We start from the raw sequence: 22692 nt of genomic DNA on the forward strand, positions 1-22692 counted from the left end.
TATTAAATCGCAAAACGCTTATACTTTTCGTAATCACTCGTCTTACATTCTACTTCTAGTTTCGTACCTTCGTTTTCATAACTTGTAGATAAAACGTGCGCATGATTATTGAAATAAGAAACTACCTGTCCTTGATCATACGGAATTAACATTTCACACTTCGTATACTCTTTATAAATGTGTGAACGAATCATTTCGACAAGCTCTTCTATCCCAACATGTTTCTTCGCTGATAAATAAACCCGGTCTTCTTGTACTTTCGGAATTTCAACGTCTACCATATCTGATTTATTATAAGCATAAATGGTTGGAATATTTTCTACTCCAATTTTCTTTAACGTTTCATTTGTAATATCAATTAATTGTTCGTAATTTGGATTTGCGTAATCTACAACGTGAATAAGTAGGTCTGCTTCAGCTACCTCTTCCAATGTTGAACGGAAAGCTTTTACAAGGTGATGCGGTAATTTGCTTACAAATCCAACTGTATCTGTTAATAAGAATGATTTGTTATCTGGCAAATCAATATTTCGTACAGATGTTTCTAACGTCGCGAATAACATATCTTTTTCAAATACTTGTTTTTCTTCAGTACCATTGTAAATTTCAAGCATTGCATTCATCGTCGTTGACTTTCCGGCGTTCGTATAGCCTACTAATGCTACAACTGGTACTTCATTTTTCTTACGTTGCTTTCGCTGCGTTTGACGCTGGGCAACAAGTGCTTCTAGATCTTTATTTAAAACTGAAATTTGTTCTTCAATTTTACGACGATCTAACTCTAATTTCTTCTCACCGACACCTTTATTTTTCGTACCAACTCCGCCGCTCTGTCTTCCTAACGATTCACGAAGACCGATTAAACGAGGCATCATATACTGAAGGTGCGCTACCTCTACTTGCAACTGTGCTTCTTTCGTTTTCGCACGTTGCGCAAAAATATCTAAAATTAATATGGTACGGTCAATTACTTTACAATCTAAATCCGCTTCTAAATTTCGAATTTGTGAAGGAGATAATTCGTCGTTAAAGATTACCATATTCGCATCTACTTCATTTACATACGCTGCTACTTCTTCAATCTTTCCTTTTCCAATATAATGGGAAGGATTTACTCGTTGTAAATTTTGCGTCACTTGCCCAATTACCTCTACATCACAAGCTTCTGCAAGGTTTGTTAGCTCTTCCATTGAATATGCAAAATCATCTTCATTACCTAAATTCACTCCAACTAAAACTGCTCTTTGTAATAATTCTTCCATATATTTATTCCTCCATTTCGATTACGTAAAATAAAAAACACAGGTTACTGCCTGTGTTTTCGTAAACGGATAAGGGTTCACCAAAGAAATAGAAGAAAGTTATACTTTCATCCTATCTCATAGTCAAAAAGTCCCATGATCATATAACGCATCCACAATAAGTGTTCACCTATACGATCTCATTCTATTTATAAAGGCAAAACAAAAAGAGGGCGTATTCGTCCCTCCCTCTTTTTCACATATAAGCTTAATAAAGGGTTCCTTTAAAATAGGCAGACCAATCCCGTTCACTCTGTACACAGACAGAGCCTTTGAGCGCTATTCAATTATTGGCACAAAGTATTGAGACGTAATCTGATTAAGATCAAAGGAAGCCCCTCCGTTCATTTTAAGTTACATAAAGTGTAGCATAAGTAATTCGCTTTCACAAGATTAAACCACCTATAGAAACAGAAAGAAAATCTTTGTATTTTTACTTTAATCGTCATTTTTTGCGCATTCTTCTTACAATAAAAATCACAAGAGCTACTATCAGTAACAGACCTATAGAAAGAGTAACAACTTGCCACCAACTTAAATCACTCACCATTTCTCCTTTCAAATCCACTTTCTTCGTCGGAACAGACTCTTTTGCAATTTGACTTAAAGCCACTTTGTCCGCCCCTGCCTCATCTAATCTCTTCGTTCTACTGCAACTATGTGTGTATAATTGTTTGTCTGATCCTCTTTGAGAAGAATATACTAAGTACTCTCCTCCCTCTACAAAGTGAAACACACAATCACCACCATTTGTATATACAATAATTTGCGAAGATGTTGTCCCTTTCCAAATTCCCTTCACTTCAAATAATACTTCAATTCCACCCCCTTCTTTCCTTCCAACCTCAATTACCTTCCCCTCAAACACTACATCGTTTTTTTGAAATGCATCTTTTGCTGATACGTTAACACAATCACAAGCATGAGATTTCTCTGGAAAAATAATAAGAATAAAGCTATAAATAATGACAACAGAAACCATGTATAAAATCCTTTTCAAGGAGCTCAACTCCCCCCATTATCAATTTTTGAAACTTCTCGTATATTATTTTTACAACACTCACCAAATTCCTTCATAGTAAGTTAAGCATTATCGTTTCAATACAACAAAAGTCTTTATTGACATTTTTATAACCTGATATTAGTATCCGGTTATAAAAATAAAAGTTAGGAGATGTTCCCATGCATTCTAAATCCCGTATTACTGCAATTGGTACTCATGTTCCAAATCAAATATTATCTAATAATGATTTAGAAAAAATGATCGATACGATTGATGAATGGATTGTACAAAGAACAGGAATAAAGGAAAGAAGGATTACTAGCGAAGGCGAATACTCCTCACACTTAGCCATTAACGCAATTGAAAATTTATGTACAACATTTAAAAAGAACTTAGAAGATATCGACTGTATCATCGTCGCTACAACAACTGCTGACTATGTTTTTCCTAGTGTCGCATGTCAAATACAACAACACTTCAACATCCCCCATACACTAGCTTTTGATTTAAATGCAACTTGCGCCGGTTTCACATATGGACTACACGTAGCTAATAGCTTAATCACTTCTGGATCACATGAAAAAGTACCTGTCGTAGCGACAGAGACATTATCAAAAGTTACCGATTACACCGATAGAACGACCTGTATTTTATTCGGTGATGGTGCTGGAGCTATTTTATTAGAAAGAGATGAAAACAAACCAAGCTTTATCGCTGCTCATATGGGAACAAATGGTGCTGGTGGCATTCATCTATACAGAACAAACTTATCTACTACTATGAATGGTACACCACTACAAACAAATGAAAAAATCGTTCAGAATGGGAGAGAAGTATATAAATGGGCAACACGTACGGTACCAGCAGGTATAAAAGAACTATTACATACCGCCAATATGCAAATAGATGATATAGACTGGTTCATACCACACAGTGTTAACTTACGAATGATTGAATCTATTTGTGAGAAAACAGAAATTCCAATTCAAAATACTTTAACGAGTGTAAAATACATGGGGAATACATCTTCAGCTTCTATTCCACTCGCTCTAGATTTAGCTAGAAAAGAAGGGAAATTAAATAACGGAGACACACTTTTACTATACGGGTTTGGTGGTGGTCTTACTCATTTAGGGCTTATTGTGGAGTGGGATTTAAACTAACATTTTTCTTTTATACAACTAACTACAAAAAAGCAGCATTCAAAGATTGATTACCTCCCTTTGAACGCTGCTTCTACTATCTTAATTTTATTTACCTGTCCGAGTCCATATCACAACAGGAATAAGCATGAAAGCTAAAACTCCTCCTGCTAATGACAATGCCGCATAACTTGAATTTGCCACTACCATTCCTGACATCGCTCCACCTGAAGCTCCAGCTAGCGCAATAAACACATCTATTTTCCCTTGTGTTTTTGCACGTGTGGAAGGTATAGTTGCATCAACAATTTGAGCCGTACCACTGATTAAACCGAGGTTCCATCCTAATCCAAGTAAAGACAAAGCAACAATTAATAGTATTAAAGAATCACTTGGCGCTATCGCCGCTATGACACCTGCTGCTAGTAAAATCACTCCACCAGCTATACTCATCGTAGTTCTGCCAATTTTATCAATTAACATTCCCGTAACGAGAGACGGAAGATACATTGCACCTACATGAAAACCAATTACAAGACCTACTGCACTTAAAGCATGACCGTGGTGTCCCATATGAACTGGCGTCATCGTCATAATCGCAACCATCACGATTTGCGTAAGTATCATTACGATAGCTCCAACTGTAATACCTCGTTTATTTTCTGTTGCTTCTTCTATTACTGGTTGCCCTTTATATGTATGCTCTTGTTTATATGTTTCTATCATATTAGCAATAAGTAACGGATCTGGACGAAGCATAACAAATAGAATAAGACCAGCTAGTATAAATGCTGCTGCCGATAATATGAACGGACCAGCAAGTTCAGGAATTCCAATTGAATGAGCAAACCTTCCCATTACACCTACTAAATTTGGACCTGCGACTGCACCAAAGGTCGTCATTACCATCGTAATACTAATAGCAGTTGCTCTTTGCTTCTTATTCGCTAAATCGGTTCCAGCATAACGTGCTTGTAAATTCGTAGCTGTGCCCGCGCCATATATAAGTAAAGAAACTAGTAAAAGAATAATACTATTTGTTAAAGCTGCCACCACAACTCCAATAGCCCCTATTCCACCTACTATAAAACCTCCTGCAAGCCCTATGCGACGACCATGTTTTTGTGATAACTTCCCAACAAAGAAAGCCGCTACCGCAGATCCCATTGTAAACATAGCAGCTGGTAACCCTGCATATGCATCTGTCCCAAGCATTTGCTGCGCAAGAAGTGCACCTACTGTAATTCCGGCAGCTAACCCTGCTCCACCGAACATTTGTGAAATACTTACGATTAGTAATGTTCTTTTGTATAATTTTTGTTGTTCTTCTTCTGTATATATATGATTACTTATTGAAGCATCTGCTGTATCTATCATTTCCTCACCCTCTCTATAAAACTAATCCCCCTTGTTAATGTACTATAGAACAGCAAAATCCCCAATTTATAACTCTTAAATTTATTCATATTTTATTGCTCCTCCACTTCAAATAATAATCCCCTAAGTTTTAACACTACTCTTCTGTATTATTAAAGTTAAATAATATAATAAAAAAACTACATAACATATGATTTTATATAGATACCGTAGTAAATTTATTGTTTCCAAACAATGATTAAAGTGCGATTTATTATAAATAACACTGCAAGAATAATAGCAAAGGTTATTTGATCAACAGTATATAGAGCAACAGAGCTAACTCCAAACAATATGATTTCTAACATAAACCTATATGGTTCTGTCAATTTTAATGATGCTTTAGGTGCAATGAACCGCCCCCATATTATCGCAAAAAGTAGTGGTGAACCAATACCAAAAACATATTTCCCATATACATCCCCAAAAAATTGAAAGCCCCAATAACATAGTGATGCAAGAGCAAATAATTCTATAAAAAATCTTGTCACCAGATTTATATGTTTTATAGACATATTATAAAGCCCCCCTTGAAAACTTATGTAGAATCCTATAAAAATAATATTATGCATCCTATATTTGAACTTGATACGTACCTATTCATTGTATGTAAAAATACTTATTCATACTATTCAGTTCATCTTTGATTTTGGCTGATAATGAATGAGAGTAAATACTTAAATGATAGTGACACATATGCCTATAAGCACAAAGGGAAGAACTTCGCCATTCACGTTTCGTCCATGGAGTTCTTTCCTTTGTTAATAACCAACTTTCAATAATTAGGGTGAAATTCATATTTAGCCTATTTCCCTTACAATCCCCCTACTATCCTTTTTTCCCTTCTTTTACTCAAAGCCTTTCCTTCCCAAAATAACAAACTTACTAAAGCAAAAACTAAGATAATCGGCACACTTGCTTTATATAAATCTGTAAAACTCATTGCCATCTGATTTTGAGCATAGTGATTCACATCATCCGAAAATGCGAGTACTTCTTTCTTTATACTTTCCTCTTGTTTTTCAACTTCTTTTGTCACTTGATTCATAACTTCTTCTCTTTTTACATCTCTATATTCTACTGGAATTTCTCTTAATACTTCATCCACTTTTTGGTGAATTAATGCATCTTTTTTCTCTTTATTTAACCCTACAAATGTTTCATTTTGATGTTTTTCTACATTTGTTTCTATACTTTGGTTCTCTATTTTTCCTTTTGTTATTTCTAATATCTCAGCCTGCTGGGCACTACTCACATGAATATTATGCAATTTTTCTTCTGCATAACGATATACATTCTCTTTATTTACAGCTAAATTGTGCGTTAAGTTAGATACAAATATTGCAACTGCTAATACAATTCCTACTTGCCGCAACATCGAGACAACACTTTGAGAAGCGGTTAATAATTCCCCTTCAAACGAAGAAGCACTTAAAACTGTAATTGGACCTACTACTAAACCATACCCAACACCTAATATCATACATGGAATAATAATTTCAATATTCGTTGAATTAACATCAATCATTTGCAACCAATAATAAGAGAAACCCATAACAAGAAAGCCTGACAAAATAATAGTTACTTTTCCGAGTTTTTTAATTAAAGTTGCTGCAACTGGTGAGACAAAAAATATCATTGCTGAAATAGGTGTCACTAAAAAAGCTGCTTCAATTTCCGTTCGGCCTTGTATTTTCGTCAAGAACGTCGGAAGCAATACAGTAACTCCAATTAAAAATAAATTACTTAATATGACAACGATAGACGCTCCGACAAACATTCGATCTTGAAATAACTTTAAATTCACCATTGGATTATGAATCTTTCGTTCTACTAAAACAAATAGAATAAGAGAAATAGTGCTAATTGCATAACAAGACAAAGCAATATTACTTTGCCATCCCCATGTATTGCCTTTTACTAATATGAGAGTAAAAGAAAAAATTGCTGTGCTACTTAATAGTAGTCCTACCCAATCTATTTTTGAGATAATACGTTCTTCATTTTTTATTTGCAGCATAATACAGCATAAAATGATTCCAAGAATACAAATAGGAACATTTATGAAGAACACCCATCTCCAACCGAAATTTTGTGTAATAATTCCACCTATTACTGGTCCCATTGCAGCTGATAGTCCTTGTGTTACCCCTAAAATTGCAAGTGCAACATGTCTCTTTGCTAATGGCATTGCTGAAACGCCGATTACCATACTTGTCGGAAATAAAATTGCTGCACCAATACTTTGTATAAAACGAGAAAAGATGAGAAAATCGCCCGTATTAGCAAAAGCACAAAGCACTGATCCACCACCAAAAATTATCAAACCAAGAATATACATCTTTGCTTTCCCAAAAATATCAGCTATCCGTCCTAGTGGAATGGCTAGTACTGCAATCGTCATCGTATAAACATTTAATATCCAAGACATCTTTTCTAATGAAGTATTTACACTCGTTTGTATGGCCGGTAAAGCTATATTCATAATTGTCGTATCAATCATACAAAGAAATATACCTAAGCACATTAAAAAGACAATCTTAATACCCTTTGATTGCTCCATGTTCATCTACCCCTTTATTTATTATGAACGTGTTTTTCATTCTTCTGTTTTATTGTGTTTTTTTACTTCTAGTTGCTCTAGTTTTCTTTTCAATGTCTCTACTTGAGCACTATATGATGCAATACCTAAATCGAGTGAAATTTCCTCAACAAAAGTAATACCTTCTCTCCACTTTTCATATTTCAAACGAAGATCCGCAATGTATACCTCTTTCCTTTCAATTTCGTCCTCAATCCATTTTTTTATCGCCTTGTCATCGCTATAATTACCAAAATACATCCTCATTAAAAAATCTGAACGTAAAACATCTTTCTCTACATCTGTTTGCATGTATTGATAAAACTCTTCACGCCCTTCATCTGTAATAAAGTACATTTTCTTATTCGGTTTCCCTTCTTGCATAATAACCTCTTTCTTTATTTTCCCCTCTTTTTCCAACTGTCGTAACGTTGGATAGATCATTCCAAAACTCCCATCAAAAAAATGAGTAAATACGTCTTCGAACACAATTTTAATATCATAACCAGACAATTCTTTTTCCATCAATAAACCTAAAACAACATCTCTTCCCTTCAAAATAAGACCCCCACATAGTATATAATCAATAATCATATTAACAATATTAATATGATTATTGATTATATACCCTATTCTATTAATTGTAAAATGTTTCTAAATAAAAGAACACCCTGTAATTTTATTGTTCAAAATTACAGGGTAGCTCTACTTTATATTTCATATACAAACTTTGTACTATTTTACAACTTCATCTTGATTAGCTTCAAAACCTTCTGTCTTACCCTCTTTCATTTCATAATAATACGAAGGTAATTCTATACCATGCTCTAAGAAATAATCCTCAATTAATGCAATAATGATTTTTAACGTTTTCACACGAGCATACAATTTATCATTACTTTCGATAATTTCCCATTTCGCATTTGGCTTATTTGTTTTTTCAAACATGTCTTCCATTGCTTCAACATACTCGTCCCACTTTTCACGGTTACGCCAATCTTCGTCTGTAATTTTCCATCTTTTCAAAGGATTGTTCTCTCTATCTTTAAACCTCTTTAATTGTTCATCTTTACTAATATGATAGAAAAACTTCCCGATTATATAATGATCATCTGTTAATAGTTTTTCAAAATCATTAATCTCATCATACCCTCTCGTCCACTCTTCCTTTGTAGCAAACCCTTCAACACGCTCCACTAACACACGTCCGTACCATGAGCGATCAAAAATAGTAATTTGCCCGTACTGAGGAAGTTTTCGCCAGAAACGTTGCAAGTAATGGTACCGTTTTTCATGAGGTGCTGGTGCTCCAATTGGATTTACTTGAAACCCGCGCGGATCAAGATGTTCCGTCACTCGCTTAATCGCTCCGCCTTTTCCAGCCGCATCCCAGCCTTCCATAACGAGCATAACCGCAATTTTTTCTTCTTTTACAATTTGCTGCAATGCTAATAAGCGCCTTTGATATTTTTCTAGTCTCTTATTGTACTTAGATTTCGATTCAATTCTTTTCGTTACATCTACTTTAGCAAGATATCCATTTTCCATAAAACAAATCCCCCTTGTTGTATGACAATGTTATTTTAACATATTATTGGAAATTTTTTCACATTAGAAAAAACTGTGTAGAAAAATCTCTACACAGCTTCCTTCTCTAATTGCACATCTACTTCAATATTCTCATTTTTATTTTTCACAGCTTTTATAAAGAATACAGCAGTTAACATAACGGTAATAACCGCACCTACCATATAAGATGTGTTTAACGGAATATTAAAACCAATTTTTGCATTTAAAATGTAAATGAAAGTCATGAGTTGCATGACTTTCGCGGGAATTAAGGAAACAACATACGGTTTCCCTTTTATGAATAAATACATCGTTCCAATCCATCACGCAATTGCTGCAGTCGATTGGTTAGCCCAAGAGAAATATCTCCATCTTATTCACAAAGAGAGACTATATTTTTTTACAATTGAATTATGGTATACCCTCTCAAAAAAAGAAGATAATAACAAATAAATCCGTTACAGAATGGGAGTACTTTAAAGATGAAACGAAAAATATTTTCTCTCTTTGCACTAATCTGTTTCGCACTACCAATACAAGCTAGTGCATACACATTTCACTCACTACCAATTGAATCAAAGTCTAAACAGTGGTATATCGAAATTGACAAATCTCATAACGCAAACAAGCAAGCAGTGCAGCCAAAACAGGGTGTATATGATACATATAGTTTACTCGTAAAAAACATCGGTAATGATGTATCAAATGTATCAGTGGAAATACTTGATAACACTCCTACCTCTAAAGCTACTTTTAATCCTACTACGTTAAATAGCAACGTTTCTAAAAGTCAAACAAGCTCTGACTACATCGTATTCCCTTTAGACTTTAATAGCCATAATTTTAAAGTCGTCATTACTTGGGAAGAAAAAAATTTCTCATACAACGGTCATCCGGTAAATGAGGGGGAACAAATGAAACAAACATTTGTGTTTAATGAAGAATAAGCCCTAATTTGATTAGGGCTTATTCTTCATTTACAAAACCAGATTGAATCGCTTCTGTTACTTCTTTTGTGATTTCTAGTTCTGTTGCTTCCGTACTAATTTTCTTGTCCCAAATATGTACGGAAGGCTTTTCGTTACAAAGATGTTTTACTAATACTAGTTGATTATATGTTAGCTTATTTTCTCTATGGGTGGCGATATAGATTGTGAAATTTTTTGCTTCAAAGACCTTTTCCTGCAAAGTGTATTGGCTGACCAATTCCTTTGCTACTATATCGTTCAAGTTTTCTATAATCATATAAGTTATTCTCCTTTCCCTTATATCATCAATCAACTCGTCGAATACTTGGTACACATAATGCTACTCCCATTGTTACAAGTACTAATATAACTAGTGTTATAATCGTTATCTCGCCACTTATGACAATAGCTAACCATCGTTATCGAACTACCTAAAGTCGAAAATAATTGCCCAATCCATAAAATATTAATATATGGTGACACTTTGACCGGCAATAACAATTTACCAATATAACTTACATTTTTCTCTGTTCGTATTTCTCCTTGCATACCTCTCTCCTCTTTTCAAATTAAGTTAATATCGATTATAAAACAGAAAATTCAATCTTCAATAATTTTAATTATATATGAAACTGTTAAATTATTGGTAAAAATATAAAAAAGGTGTTTTCATAAATGAAAACACCTTTTTTATTTATAATTTTAAGTTCTTCTTCAATGTCCAATACTTTTCTTGAGCATTTTCAAATGAAAATTCTACCCAACCGTTTGGATCTTCACGATATACATTTACTTTCTTACCATTTTCTAATTTTCCAACTTCATTTTGTGTAACATTCGGTACACTCTTAATTGTATAGCCAAATGGATATGGCACTTGATAGTAAGAGCCTACTAATTGAACAGTACCTGTTGCATCTTTTGCATAATCTTTATATGGAATGTCTTTTCCTAATGCCTCTACATTTAATGTATTAGGATTTTTCGGTAATCGTTTTACATTTTCATAATCTTTCTTGTTAAACGGTTTAATACGCTCCATAATATTAGCGATTTTGCCAGCCCATTCTTTATCTGTTGCATACTTTTCATTCATATCAGGTAATGTGTAACCGCTGAAATAATTTGCACCTTCTTCTAAGTAGTTCTTCCTTACATAATCAGCATTGTAAGAAATACTTTCCTTATATGACGGTAAATATTTTGCATATGCAAATGGGTCACGATCATATGCTCTTAAACCAAATAAATTATGTTTACGATATGCAATTTCTGATTTACCGTACGCAGATTCTAAGATTGCATGTGCAGCTAAATATAGTGCGCTCACACCGTACTCATTTTGTGCTTGAATAAAATCTTTACCAGTTCCAATAAGTGGACTATCCGAATGCGATTTTTTAATGAAATTATCAATCTCTAGTGCCGTTACGTTAGATGGCAAAGTTACGTCTAAATTAATATACGATGGCTGTTCAACAGGAACATCATTTTTAATTTGCATCGCTTTATATAATAATTGTGCATAGCTTTCACGTGTTAATACACCCGATGGATCAAATCCTCCAAGCCCATTCCCTACCGATACACCATTGGATTGCAATGCACTAATTGCTTCTTTTGCCCACCAGTGTGTTGCATCTATATCATTAAATGTATGTGGTGCTTTTACTTCTAATTTAAATGCTCTTTGCAAAATAACAGACATTTCAGCACGAGTTAATGATTCTTTCGGTCTAAACGTCCCTTTACCATCACCTACGAAAATCCCCATATCTGTTAATGCCAAAATTTCTTTTGGGAACATCGTCGTTCCTGCGCTAATATCAGAGTATGGATTTTTATAATCGCTTTTTAATTCTGGTTTTAATGCGCGATACATTAATGCTGCTACTTGCTCACGAGTTACAACGTCTCCAAAGCCAAATTTACCATTATCGTAACCTGCAATAACCCCTTTTGACGTTAAATCAGTAATCGCTTCAAGTGCCCAATGATTTTTCGGAACGTCTGGAAACTCTTTTGTAGATGCAAACGAAGTTGCTGGAGCCAGCACTACTTGAAGTGCGACTGTCACTGCTAACACATTAGAAATAACTTTTTTCATAAATTGTTTAACACGTTTTCTATATGCTTGTACCGTGTTAACTTGCCTCCCTTTATCGTATAATTTTCCCTATTAAACTAACAAACTCTTAATTAGTCAACAGTAAAAGTATACGTGATAAAAATAAACTAATCTACCTTTATTTTATTCATAATCAGCATAATACGATATATCTTTTTATTCCGATATAAAATCACAAAAACTTACATAAAAAGCCCACCTCTATATAGACGATGGACTTAACAATCAACATTGTTATTTCGTTAAACGAGATTTTGAAACATCAAAACCTTTCCACTCATAATAATCTAAAATACCCGCATAAATTGCCTCAGCAGCTATTTGTCTTCCAGATTCTGAAGCTAACTTCTCATAATCCGCGCTGTTATCTAAAAATGCTAGCTCCGTTAGTACTGCTGGCATCTCATTTTCTCTTAGTACATAAAAGTCTTCTGGTTTCACACCACGATCTCTTGTATCTAGAGCTTTAACTAATCGCTTTTGTATTTTATCAGCTAACATATAACTATCTTTTTCACGCTCAGTTAATTCTTTCTTTTCAGATCCTTTATAATAAAAAGTTTCTGTTCCATGTCCATCATGTTTTTGAGAAGCATTTGCATGGATACTTACAAAAATATCTCCATTATGTTCTTTCGCGAAATCCACACGATTTTTAAGGTCTTCTCCTTGTTTTTCACCAAGACGAATATCTGTTTCACGTGTTAACATCACACGGAATGGAGTATGTTTCTCTATTAAACTTTGTAATCTTTTAGATGTATCTAATACAATATCACTCTCATGTAATCCTTGTGTTGCTTTCCCAGGATCTGTTCCTCCATGACCTGGATCAATAATAATCATCTGTTCTACTAAAGGATTACCTACTTTAAGTGAGTCAGCCTTTGCAATAAACTGTGCTGCTTCTGCTTTCGTTACAGTTTTCTTAGGCTCCCACTTCTCACCAGTACCAAGAGAGATGCCTAATTCAACTAGGATGTTAGCTTTTTCTTTACCCCAGTTTAATGTTTCTAAATCTTTGAATTTAGTTGCTGGAGTACCGTTTACTTTAGACTCTAATTTGTAAGCTTCTACAAGAAGAGATGCCATTGAAACTCGGTCAATTTTCCCAGTTGGGTCAAAGACGCCTGGGCCTTTCCCTTTAACAACACCAGCTTTTTCTACAGCTGCGATGAATGGAGTGTACCAATCGTTTTGAGAATCACCGAAAGATGGTTTAGCATTTTTATCGATTGGTAAGTTTAAGATTTTAGCCATCATTGTAGCTGCTTCTGCACGAGTGATTTCTTTTCCAGGCTCGAACATTCCTTTATCGTTACCTGTAACTGCACCTTTATCTACTAAATAGTAAATAGAATCTTCTGCCCAATGTTTAGCTACGACATCTGGAAATTTTTTTGTTTGTGCGAAACTACTAGATGAATAAGTTAATATACTAGCTGCAATTAATCCTGCTGCAATTATTCTATTTTTCATAGAATATATTCCCCTCTCAAGTACAATGTATTTATATAACAGACTAATTATAGTTCTGAAAATTAGTAATAGTCAATTGAAATTTGTATAAATTTGTATTATTATTGTATTTTTTGTCATATATAACTATAGTTAAAAACTATAAGATTCTTATTTTATAAGAGGAGAGGTTCCCATGAGCAAGGATTGGAAAGATATAGAACACCGTATGTATACAATGTGTATGATTCAGCGTAATAACAAAGTATTGCTAATACAGCGCCCCGATCATCTAGGATTCCCTGGTTATATCGCTCCTGGCGGTAAAGTAGATTTTCCAGAAAGTATCGTCCAAGCTGCTAAACGAGAAGTAAAAGAAGAAACTGGATTACTTGTTTCAAATTTAACTTTTAAGGGATTAGATGAATACGTAAATCCGAAAGAAAATGTTCGATATATGGTATTTAACTATTGGACAGATTCATTTGAAGGTGAACTCCTTTTGAATCCTCCTGAAGGCGAATTATTATGGGTACCAATCGAAACAGCATTAAATCTTCCTATGCAAGATTGGTTTAAAGAAAGATTCCCATTATTTTTTGAAAAAGGTACGTTTGAAATTCAACGCGTTTGGGACCGAGACTTAGATAAACAAGTTACTATGACAATTACGCATACATAAAAAAAGCTTGGAATCTCTCCAAGTTTTTTTACTTCTTCTCTATTTTCTTAATCTCATAATCAATTTCTAAAAACTTAACTCCAAATATCCACATTCTATGATTTGCTTCTAGTAGTTGATCCGTGCACTCTTTCATAATAAAAGTCTCTGCTAACGGTAAACGTATTGTAAAGAAACGAGTATGTAAATAAATCCCCTCATCCCCCTTACCATTTTTTCTCAACTTACTAGTAATAATGAAATCATTACTCTTATTACATAATTTTAAAACCCCCGTCATATTCGAATATGGTAAAGGTAATGCAATATTCATATATGTCTCGCTCTTATATGTGTGCTTTGAGTAAAGAGCTACAAAAATAGATTCTCCTGCTTCATTTTTTCTTAGCCAAGCCCTTACATTCTCCCTTCCATCTTTCTCATCTATTATCCCAACGATAGAGCCATGCATCGTTTCCCACTTACCGCCCATTCCTAAATGTATTTGTCCTACACGCTTACTCATTTTCTCATAGCAAAATGCAACCGGACGAAACCAACGAGCCCACTTAATATGCGATTGTAACTCATACTCTTTTGTATTTTCATAAAAACGAGTAATACTTAAAGGAATCTTCGTCACGTCAAATGCCTCACTATGAAAATCATTCATTTTATCAACTAAACCTTTGTATTCCTTGCTATCTATTAAATTTCTGTTATGTAAAAATGCTTCACCAACTGTCGCATTTCCTCTTAACCCGCTCATTGGTTTCCCGTAATATTTATAATTCGGGGCACTATTTTCAATCATCCAGCCGACAAATGCTGGTAACGCTACTCCAATTCCATTGACAACACCGTGAATCCAAACCATTTGAGCAATTGTAATCATCAGTACATGTTTCAAATTCCCATACGAATATATAAGTGAAAACATAATTGTTACCATGAGTGTACTAGACGATATGATCAGGAGAATCTTTGCACTGATAGCATTAAATTTCGTGCGCCAAACATAAATCCCATAACCATAAATAGCACATAAATATAGGAACACTGCAAAAAATTCAAATACTCTTGAGTACGTAATCCCTATTGCAACTGTCATAGGTGAAATGACGATGACAAACATAATAGCATCATATACTTTACTTCTTTTTTCTCTTTTTCTCCCAATTAAACCAGCTGATAACGGCAATAGAAATGCCGAATAATGAAAGTGTGCAGCGGTAAGCAAAACAATGTCAGAACTAAAGTGCATAATGGAAAGCTTTGCTACTGAAGCAAAAAACCAAAAACCACCTAGAAACAAATAAATAAACGCACTATCAATAGCTGTCTCTTCTAACTGTTTCCATCCTCTTTCTAGCACTCTACTTACACCAAATAACGCAATAATTCCTGTATATACAAACCAAAGTATCGCAAAGAAATAGTGATTTGTTACGAAAGCTAACGTTGCACTAATTGCTGCGATTGGATATAACAGCGATACAAATTTATAAAAAGATACATACGATCCATTTCTTGTTTTCTTATCAATGATGCAAAATGACATCGGTATAAATAACAAAATAGATAATAATATAATTGCTTCCACTGGGTTTATATTTGACCACTCACATATTAGAAAAATAATATAACAAGCAAGCCCAACTATTATATTTTTCATAACATTTATTTCCTCTCCACAAATGTTCCCTTATATAAAAATAATGAACCAATTAACGGATTGCGTACTTGTACATGAATTCGAAAACATTGTAGTGTTTCATCATAACTTTCCACAATTTTGGCCTCTCCGTATAAAAATCTAGGTAATAGGCATTTTCTTCCAAACATGTAGAACCATTGTTTCTTTGAAGAAATATGTATTGCCCCCACCTCATCAATATGAAAATCCAACGTAGAAACAAGTATGTGCGGTTCACCAAAATAATCTACAATTTCATTATTCTCTTCATCCAACTGCATAACGGCGTTAAAATATCTTTTTTTATTATGAAAATAAAAAGTACGATTCCACCGCACAAGTTCATTTCCATGTTCATCTCGCTCAGCGGTATTATGTATTGTAAATGGCACTTCCTTCCCCCGCTCAGAGAAAAACATTCTAAACTTCGATGCAATTTTTAATATCAATTTCACGAAAAAAGAACCTCCGTAAATTTCATCCATATTTCCTTCTCCAGTAAAGCTATTTTCTTCTGTAATTTCATAGCGTTTCTGTAATTTTGGATGAAGCTTTTTATAAGAATCCCCTAATAATCTTTCATACATATTAGCCATACATTATCCCTTTCTCTTCCTCTTGCAATTTTTTGCGCTTGGCAAATTCGTGCTATTTATATAACCGACAATTGATAACCCCATTAGTAGAACGTTTAATGTAATTGGATTAAACGGCTCTGTAAAGCTTACGATATTCGTAAAACCCGCCGCTATCGTTAAGGCTATTAACATAAAAATATGTACGATAAATACTTTTCGTTTTTGAAATGGCAACAACCATATGACACCAAAAATAAGTTCTAGTAATCCAATTATTTTAAGTACAAAAATACTATGTTCAGTTGAACCAATCATCACAGATAGCATTTTTACTTCTTCTGAATGAGTAAACAATAGTTTCGGCACTATTCCTTGATACATCCATACAAAAGCAAATAAAAAACATACGAGCCAATATGTCATCGTTCTTCTAATTAGTAATCTCGGATGAAGTCCCTTTTCTATCCATAATTTTAACGCATCAAAACTCCAAGCAGTCGCCCAGCCTAATAACGGACGAAACATATAGAAATCTATTACATTTCCTATACGACCAAACCTCGTATCGTAATCATATTGCGTCTCAAAATGAATGTATTCTTCACGCGGTGTATACTTCCAATAACCACGCCCTATTTGAATAAGTGATAATTTATTATCTGTCCAAAATTTTAAAGAAGAAATTCTTTCACCCGTTTCTTTTCTTATTTCACCTATCGATTCCCCTTCACCAGCTATTTCAAGTCCAAATCCAATTTTAGTTTTATATAAAAACTTCTGCGGTTCTCCTTCTTTTTTCTCTAAATACGAAATTTCAGTAAAGCGAGCATCCCATTCTGTATGTATATCTGGTTCCTGTGTATATCCCCATATTTTTTCCATTGTTGTGTTCATTTCTGCCGAAACATAAATAGGCTTTTTCCCCTTCATTCTTCCACCTCCTATGCACTATAAATTTAATGTACATGCTATGAATTTATTTTGCTACAGTTTTCACAAACTCCTTCAAGAAAAGAAAGAATTTTTAAAATTTATACAAAACACTTGATTCCCCGAAAAATTTAAATTATTATAAAACAAATGTTACCAACAACTTCATAAATCAAACACTCTCGCCTAAAACGTGAGATAGAGGTTGCGATACTTATGATTATTCTAATGGAGACACAGAGATGTCTATGAAATTAGATGAAAGGAAGTATTGCCGAAATCGATAATTTTCTCTGCATTTATCGATTGGGGCTGTTTTCGAATAGAAACAGAACTGTCATATGTACAGAAGTGTATGTATGAAGAGCTATCTACAAAAAAGAGATATCATTTTTATGGTATTCCTTTTTTGGCGGTTTTTTTATTAGCTCCGTTTTCTGTTTCCCTTTTCCTGTAACAGCACCATCCTCACTTATTTGAGATGGTGTTTTTTGTTTTTCTCTGGTAACTACAGGAATATTGGGATCTATATATGTCCTAATCTATTCTTAAAAATGGATGAAAGAAGGAATTCGTAATGGAAACGATTGTACAAAAATTTGGTGGCACTTCTGTTGGAAGCGTTGAGCGCATTCAACATGTAGCAAATTTAATTATTGAAGAATATGAACGAGGACATAGCATCGTCTCTGTCGTTTCAGCAATGGGAAAAAGCACAGATGAACTCGTAGCACTTGCTAACGCGATTTCAGAAAATCCGAGTAAACGCGAAATGGATATGCTTCTATCAACAGGAGAGCAAGTGACTATTTCATTATTAACGATGGCACTACAAGCAAAAGGCTATAACGCAATTTCATTAACTGGATGGCAAGCTGGTATTACGACAGAATCTGTACATAGTAGTGCACGGATTACTGAAATTCATACAGATCGAATTCAGTCTTATCTTACTGAAGGCACGATTGTTATTGTAGCTGGCTTCCAAGGAATCAGCGAAAACCATGAAATTACAACGCTTGGCCGCGGTGGTTCTGATACAACTGCTGTTGCATTAGCTGCTGCACTGAAAGCAAAAAAATGTGATATTTACACGGATGTGACCGGTGTATATACGACGGACCCACGAGTTGTAAAAGATGCTTATAAATTAGATGAAATTTCTTATGACGAAATGCTAGAACTAGCAAACCTCGGTGCTGGTGTATTACACCCGCGTGCTGTTGAGTTTGCTAAAAATCATAATGTCATGTTAGAAGTTCGCTCAAGTATGGAACAAGAAAACGGAACAATTGTAAAAGGAGAATGTAACATGGAACAACAATCAATCGTTAAAGGTATTGCATTTGAAGATAATATTACACGCGTCACAATGAAAGGATTGGAACAAGGTGCACTTTCAACAGTTTTCTCTACATTGGCAACAGCACATATTAATGTAGATATCATCATTCAAAGTATTACAAATGAAGGAACTGTTCACCTCTCCTTCTCAATCCATTCTAATGATTTAAAAGAAACATTAGAGGGATTGGAACAAAATCAAGAAACACTTCACTATGAATCTGTAGAATATGAAAATCATTTAGCAAAAGTATCCATTGTAGGATCTGGTATGGTCTCTAATCCAGGAGTTGCTGCGAATATGTTCACTACTTTAAAAGAAGAAGATATTCATATTAAAATGGTAAGTACATCAGAAATTAAAGTATCTGTCGTTATTGACCGCCTTCATTTAGTAACAGGTGTTGAGGCGCTGCATCAATCATTTATGGCAAAAATTGAGCCTTTAGTGCAGATGAGTTAATTTCCACTAGTAACACTTAAAACAAATTATATGAATCTATTTTCTTCCTATATAAATAGAAACAGGGTAGGACTGTTTTGTGGGAAAGTCGAAGTTATTCTATCGAATAGCAATTACAGTATCAAATTCTTGAAACTACTTGAACATAATAGCATTCACGAAATAAAGTTCATGCGTATCTCAGTAGTAGAAGGTTTTCGAAGTGTTGTTCGTTAACAAGATGTTATATACTATACCTGAAAACACCTTGTCACATTTCCCTACACTGTGACAAGGTGTTTTTTATTTAGAAGAGATTTTAGTATAATTATGGGGAGAATTAAATAATAAATTTATACATATAAGGAGATAAAGACTATGGCAAACAACAGATTACTAAGAATGGACAATGTCAGCATCGTTGTAGAATCCCTTGATAACGCAATATCTTTCTTCGAAGAGATTGGATTAAAACTCGAAGGGCGAGCTACTGTCGAAGGTGAATGGGCTGGTCGCGTAACCGGACTCGGTTCTCAGTGCGTGGAGATTGCTATGATGGTGACCCCAGATGGCCATAGCCGAATTGAACTTTCTCGATTTCTCACACCATCTACTATAGCAGATCACCGGACAGCTCCTGTAAACACCCTCGGTTATTTGCGCGTCATGTTCACTGTCGAAGACATTGACGAAATGGTATCGAGACTGATTAAGCATGGTGCTCAACTCGTTGGCGAAGTAGTTCAGTACGAGAACTCATATCGACTCTGCTACATTCGTGGAACCGAAGGAATTTTAATCGGTTTAGCGGAACAACTCGGTAACAAGTAAGTAATGTTTTATAAGAAGTCTTTACTGAAATAAAAATATTTAAAAGAACTTCTTGATTAATAAAACTTAGATTTTCAACCCCGTCCTAGCTTTAAAACGGGGTTATACTTGTTTGAGCTTTTTAACATACTATCAACATCCCGAAATCATTATAAAACAATTCAATTACTTGTTATACTCTTTCCTAAGAAATATAACTAGCTCTTCTCACTTTTTATCATATATATCTTTTCTTTTAAAAAACGATCTGAACTCATTCAAAATAACTTTCTTCACGTCAGAGTAAAAAACCATCATGAATAGTGCTATTCCTAATAAGATCTCTTGCATTCCTTCATAATCAACGAAAGCACTCACAATTAGCAAACCAAACCCAATATAAAAACCAAACTCATTCTCTTTCTCAAAATACTCATCTTCATCAATATGTATTTTCTCTTTTAAATTTCGGTTCCCTTTTATTAACTCATCGAGCGTAACATTATACATTTCGCTAAGCAAAATTAAATTATCAATATCCGGACAGCTTTTATCATGTTCCCATTTATACACAGCTTGCCTTGTCACACCAATTTTTTTAGCAACATCTTCTTGTGAAAATCCTTTTGATTCTCTTAATTTTTTAAGTTGTTGTCCTAAGCTCATAACGTCCCCTCCTTTAACAAATTATTACATAATAGGAGATAAAAAAGAAAGAAACTATTGGTAAAATTCACTGTAAACCATTCGTTTACACAATAAAAAAGAGAGAATAACTCTTTGAGTTATCCTCTCTCTTCTATTAAAACAGATGAATGTTTTCCTTCTTGCAAGCTTCACGTAAATCGTCAGGCCATACAGAAGATTGAACTTCACCGATATGTGCTTTTCGTAAGAAGTACATGCACATTCTTGATTGTCCAATACCACCGCCAATTGTTAATGGTAGTACGTCTTCTAAAATACCTTTATGGAAATCATACTCACGTTTGAAGTCTTCACCTGTTTTCGTTAACTGCTCATCAAGTGATTTACTATCAACACGAATTCCCATTGATGATAATTCGAATGAAGATTGTAATACTGGGTGCCAGAATAAAATGTCACCGTTTAATTTCCAATCATCATAATCAGCTGCGCGTCCATCATGCTTTTCACCTGAACGAAGTGCATCACCAATTCCGATAATGAATACTGCACCATGCTCTTTCGCAATTGCATGTTCACGATCTTTCGGTGTTAATTCTGGATATTTATCTTCTAGTTCTTGGGAAGTGATGAAAACAATTTCTTCTGGTAAATACTTTCCAAGGAACGGATACTTTTCAAATAAGTGGTCTTCTAAATCTTTGAATATTCCATAAATTGTTTGTACTGTTTTTTGTAAGTAGTCTACAGTACGCCATTCTTTTTGAACGATTTTTTCCCAATCCCATTGGTCAACGTAAATGGAATGTGTTGCATCAAGTTCTTCATCACGACGAATTGCGTTCATGTTTGTATATAAACCTTCACCAGCTTCATATCCGTATTCATGTAATGCGAATCTTTTCCACTTCGCTAGTGAGTGAACAATTTCTAATTCTTCTCCTGAATGTAACATATCAAATTCAATTGGGCGTTCTACACCGTTTAAGTGATCGTTTAATCCTGATTTTTTCGTTACGAATAATGGTGCAGATACGCGGAATAGTTCAAGGCGTTTTGCTAATTGATCCTCGAAAAATGTTTTAACTTCCTTAATTGCGATTTGAGTCTCTCTTACTGTCATTAATGATTGATACATGGTGGTTTCCTCCTAAAATGTTTGGATGTTGTGAAAAGAAGCCAACAAAAAAAGCCCTTCTTTCCCAAAAAACTGGGACGAAAGACTTTGGTTCCGCGGTACCACCCAAATTAGCAACAGAGGTTGCTCACTTATACAATACGGAGATGAAATATCTCGATACTGTTCTTCTTGTAACGGCGAAGTTCCCGGCTAAGTCTACTTTCCTGTAAAGGATTTCGGTTAGCAACTCCAGGAGGTTCTTCATAATAGGCTTCGTATCAGGCTCACACCACCCCTGACTCGCTTAGACTACATCCTACTACTACTCGTCCTTTCATAGTCGTTTTGTTGTCACATCTCTGAAACATTTTATTAATGATTATTCTATACAAAAAATAAAGAAAGTCAACAAAAATTTAAAAATATTTTTCAATTCTTTATTTTACGGCTTTATTGATTGTTTTCAATATAACATCTTCACTTCTTTTGCCTTGTCAATCCAAAAAACGTTTCACTAACCGAGACTAACATATACACAACAAGTAATGTAATCGTTCGAAATATAGAATCCGCAGTATTTCGTATTATTTTCATTTTCTTTGTAATTCCTTTCAGTTTACTTGCAAATTCATGTTATACTATAGCATTCAAGCAGTTTATTTTTACTTAAAGTAATCATAGTCATTTATAAAGAGTATTTTCTAAATCATTGACTATTATCAAATAAGATTTTTATATAACGGAGTGATCATATGAGTAAAACGAAAGCAAAACCGAAAAAAGGTGTAGGGCAAGGTACAGGAAGTAAAGGATGGAATCGTTGGCAATCAAGTGCAAAGAAAAAGGCAGCTGCAAAGCCATACAAAAGTAAAGGTACAAAGAAGTAATTTAAATAAC

Annotated in this window: 21 protein-coding genes, 2 pseudogenes, 1 riboswitch and 1 other annotated feature; of the genes and pseudogenes, 6 read left to right on the forward strand and 17 right to left on the reverse strand. The window is 34.3% G+C overall.

All coding sequences use genetic code 11. The features are described from left to right. Positions 1-2: 2 nt before the first annotated feature. Both hflX and ILT06_RS07550 read right to left on the reverse strand, forming a co-directional pair. Positions 3-1262 carry a GTPase HflX gene (hflX, locus tag ILT06_RS07545; RefSeq protein WP_061673188.1) on the reverse strand — a complete coding sequence of 420 codons (1260 nt, stop codon included), beginning with the start codon at positions 1260-1262 and terminating at the stop codon, positions 3-5. Positions 1263-1746: 484 nt separating this feature from the next. Further along, positions 1747-2301, reverse strand: coding sequence for a hypothetical protein (locus ILT06_RS07550; protein WP_064476450.1), 555 nt, complete (start codon positions 2299-2301; stop codon positions 1747-1749). A gap of 182 nt (positions 2302-2483) precedes the next feature. Between ILT06_RS07550 and ILT06_RS07555 the strand changes: the two genes are divergently transcribed. Next, positions 2484-3467: a ketoacyl-ACP synthase III gene (locus ILT06_RS07555; protein ID WP_064476451.1), complete on the forward strand. Its 984-nt coding sequence runs from the start codon at positions 2484-2486 to the stop codon at positions 3465-3467. 87 nt (positions 3468-3554) lie between these two features. On the opposite strand, the gene ILT06_RS07560 is transcribed toward ILT06_RS07555, so the two are convergent. From ILT06_RS07560 to ILT06_RS32450, 6 genes and pseudogenes are all read right to left on the reverse strand, one after another. After that, complete coding sequence (locus ILT06_RS07560) at positions 3555-4823, reverse strand: MFS transporter (protein ID WP_098111638.1); 1269 nt, start codon at positions 4821-4823, stop codon at positions 3555-3557. A gap of 218 nt (positions 4824-5041) precedes the next feature. Next, on the reverse strand, positions 5042-5377 hold the full coding sequence (locus tag ILT06_RS07565) for a YrdB family protein (protein WP_064476453.1): 336 nt from the start codon (positions 5375-5377) through the stop codon (positions 5042-5044). A 299-nt stretch (positions 5378-5676) separates the two neighbouring features. Continuing rightward, entirely contained in the window at positions 5677-7425 is a 1749-nt protein-coding gene (locus tag ILT06_RS07570) for an MFS transporter (protein ID WP_098103672.1), read from the reverse strand. Positions 7426-7461: 36 nt separating this feature from the next. Further along, positions 7462-8001: a PadR family transcriptional regulator gene (locus tag ILT06_RS07575; protein WP_098103673.1), complete on the reverse strand. Its 540-nt coding sequence runs from the start codon at positions 7999-8001 to the stop codon at positions 7462-7464. A gap of 177 nt (positions 8002-8178) precedes the next feature. After that, positions 8179-8991, reverse strand: coding sequence for a polyphosphate kinase 2 family protein (locus ILT06_RS07580; RefSeq protein ID WP_064476456.1), 813 nt, complete (start codon positions 8989-8991; stop codon positions 8179-8181). An 89-nt stretch (positions 8992-9080) separates the two neighbouring features. Next, positions 9081-9383: pseudogene (locus ILT06_RS32450) on the reverse strand (carbon starvation CstA family protein); the annotation flags it as partial. Between the two features lie 111 nt (positions 9384-9494). Here ILT06_RS32450 and ILT06_RS07590 point away from each other — a divergent pair. Continuing rightward, complete coding sequence (locus tag ILT06_RS07590) at positions 9495-9959, forward strand: hypothetical protein (RefSeq protein WP_064476458.1); 465 nt, start codon at positions 9495-9497, stop codon at positions 9957-9959. 19 nt (positions 9960-9978) lie between these two features. On the opposite strand, the gene ILT06_RS07595 is transcribed toward ILT06_RS07590, so the two are convergent. From ILT06_RS07595 to ILT06_RS07610, 4 genes and pseudogenes are all read right to left on the reverse strand, one after another. After that, positions 9979-10257, reverse strand: a complete 279-nt coding sequence (locus ILT06_RS07595; protein ID WP_098111222.1) for a hypothetical protein — start codon at positions 10255-10257, stop codon at positions 9979-9981. A gap of 134 nt (positions 10258-10391) precedes the next feature. Beyond that, positions 10392-10529 (reverse strand): annotated as a pseudogene (locus ILT06_RS07600) (MFS transporter); the annotation flags it as partial. 145 nt (positions 10530-10674) lie between these two features. Beyond that, positions 10675-12087 carry an S-layer homology domain-containing protein gene (locus tag ILT06_RS07605; protein WP_103655436.1) on the reverse strand — a complete coding sequence of 471 codons (1413 nt, stop codon included), beginning with the start codon at positions 12085-12087 and terminating at the stop codon, positions 10675-10677. Between the two features lie 255 nt (positions 12088-12342). Continuing rightward, on the reverse strand, positions 12343-13587 hold the full coding sequence (locus ILT06_RS07610; RefSeq protein WP_098111224.1) for an N-acetylmuramoyl-L-alanine amidase: 1245 nt from the start codon (positions 13585-13587) through the stop codon (positions 12343-12345). 175 nt (positions 13588-13762) lie between these two features. Between ILT06_RS07610 and ILT06_RS07615 the strand changes: the two genes are divergently transcribed. Next, entirely contained in the window at positions 13763-14248 is a 486-nt protein-coding gene (locus ILT06_RS07615) for an 8-oxo-dGTP diphosphatase (protein WP_098091023.1), read from the forward strand. Positions 14249-14276: 28 nt separating this feature from the next. Here the strand turns inward: ILT06_RS07615 and ILT06_RS07620 are convergent, their stop codons facing one another. From ILT06_RS07620 to ILT06_RS07630, 3 genes are read right to left on the reverse strand one after another with little or no spacing between them, the layout of a single operon-like run. Further along, a complete protein-coding gene (locus ILT06_RS07620; protein WP_103655435.1) occupies positions 14277-15902 on the reverse strand; it encodes a YndJ family protein in 1626 nt (541 codons plus the stop codon). 5 nt (positions 15903-15907) lie between these two features. Next, a complete protein-coding gene (locus ILT06_RS07625; RefSeq protein WP_222654990.1) occupies positions 15908-16519 on the reverse strand; it encodes a DUF4166 domain-containing protein in 612 nt (203 codons plus the stop codon). Positions 16520-16522: 3 nt separating this feature from the next. Continuing rightward, on the reverse strand, positions 16523-17431 hold the full coding sequence (locus ILT06_RS07630) for a DoxX-like family protein (protein ID WP_064476465.1): 909 nt from the start codon (positions 17429-17431) through the stop codon (positions 16523-16525). A 191-nt stretch (positions 17432-17622) separates the two neighbouring features. Further along, positions 17623-17809: riboswitch (Lysine riboswitch) on the forward strand. A gap of 199 nt (positions 17810-18008) precedes the next feature. Here ILT06_RS07630 and ILT06_RS07635 point away from each other — a divergent pair. Both ILT06_RS07635 and ILT06_RS07640 read left to right on the forward strand, forming a co-directional pair. Further along, a complete protein-coding gene (locus tag ILT06_RS07635) occupies positions 18009-19238 on the forward strand; it encodes an aspartate kinase (RefSeq protein WP_222654991.1) in 1230 nt (409 codons plus the stop codon). Between the two features lie 357 nt (positions 19239-19595). After that, a complete protein-coding gene (locus ILT06_RS07640) occupies positions 19596-20048 on the forward strand; it encodes a VOC family protein (protein WP_064476467.1) in 453 nt (150 codons plus the stop codon). A gap of 207 nt (positions 20049-20255) precedes the next feature. Here the strand turns inward: ILT06_RS07640 and ILT06_RS07645 are convergent, their stop codons facing one another. After that, positions 20256-20693, reverse strand: a complete 438-nt coding sequence (locus ILT06_RS07645; protein WP_064476468.1) for a helix-turn-helix domain-containing protein — start codon at positions 20691-20693, stop codon at positions 20256-20258. Positions 20694-20829: 136 nt separating this feature from the next. Further along, on the reverse strand, positions 20830-21813 hold the full coding sequence (gene asnA, locus ILT06_RS07650; protein WP_061676615.1) for an aspartate--ammonia ligase: 984 nt from the start codon (positions 21811-21813) through the stop codon (positions 20830-20832). A gap of 70 nt (positions 21814-21883) precedes the next feature. After that, positions 21884-22142: a binding site (T-box leader), on the reverse strand. A 405-nt stretch (positions 22143-22547) separates the two neighbouring features. Here asnA and ILT06_RS07655 point away from each other — a divergent pair. Then, positions 22548-22682: a DUF3934 domain-containing protein gene (locus ILT06_RS07655; RefSeq protein WP_000047588.1), complete on the forward strand. Its 135-nt coding sequence runs from the start codon at positions 22548-22550 to the stop codon at positions 22680-22682. The last annotated feature ends 10 nt before the right edge of the window (positions 22683-22692 follow it).

This window comes from Bacillus sp. 17RED48, from assembly GCF_019837545.1.
GTDB classification, from domain to species: Bacteria; Bacillota; Bacilli; order Bacillales; family Bacillaceae_G; genus Bacillus_A; species Bacillus_A wiedmannii.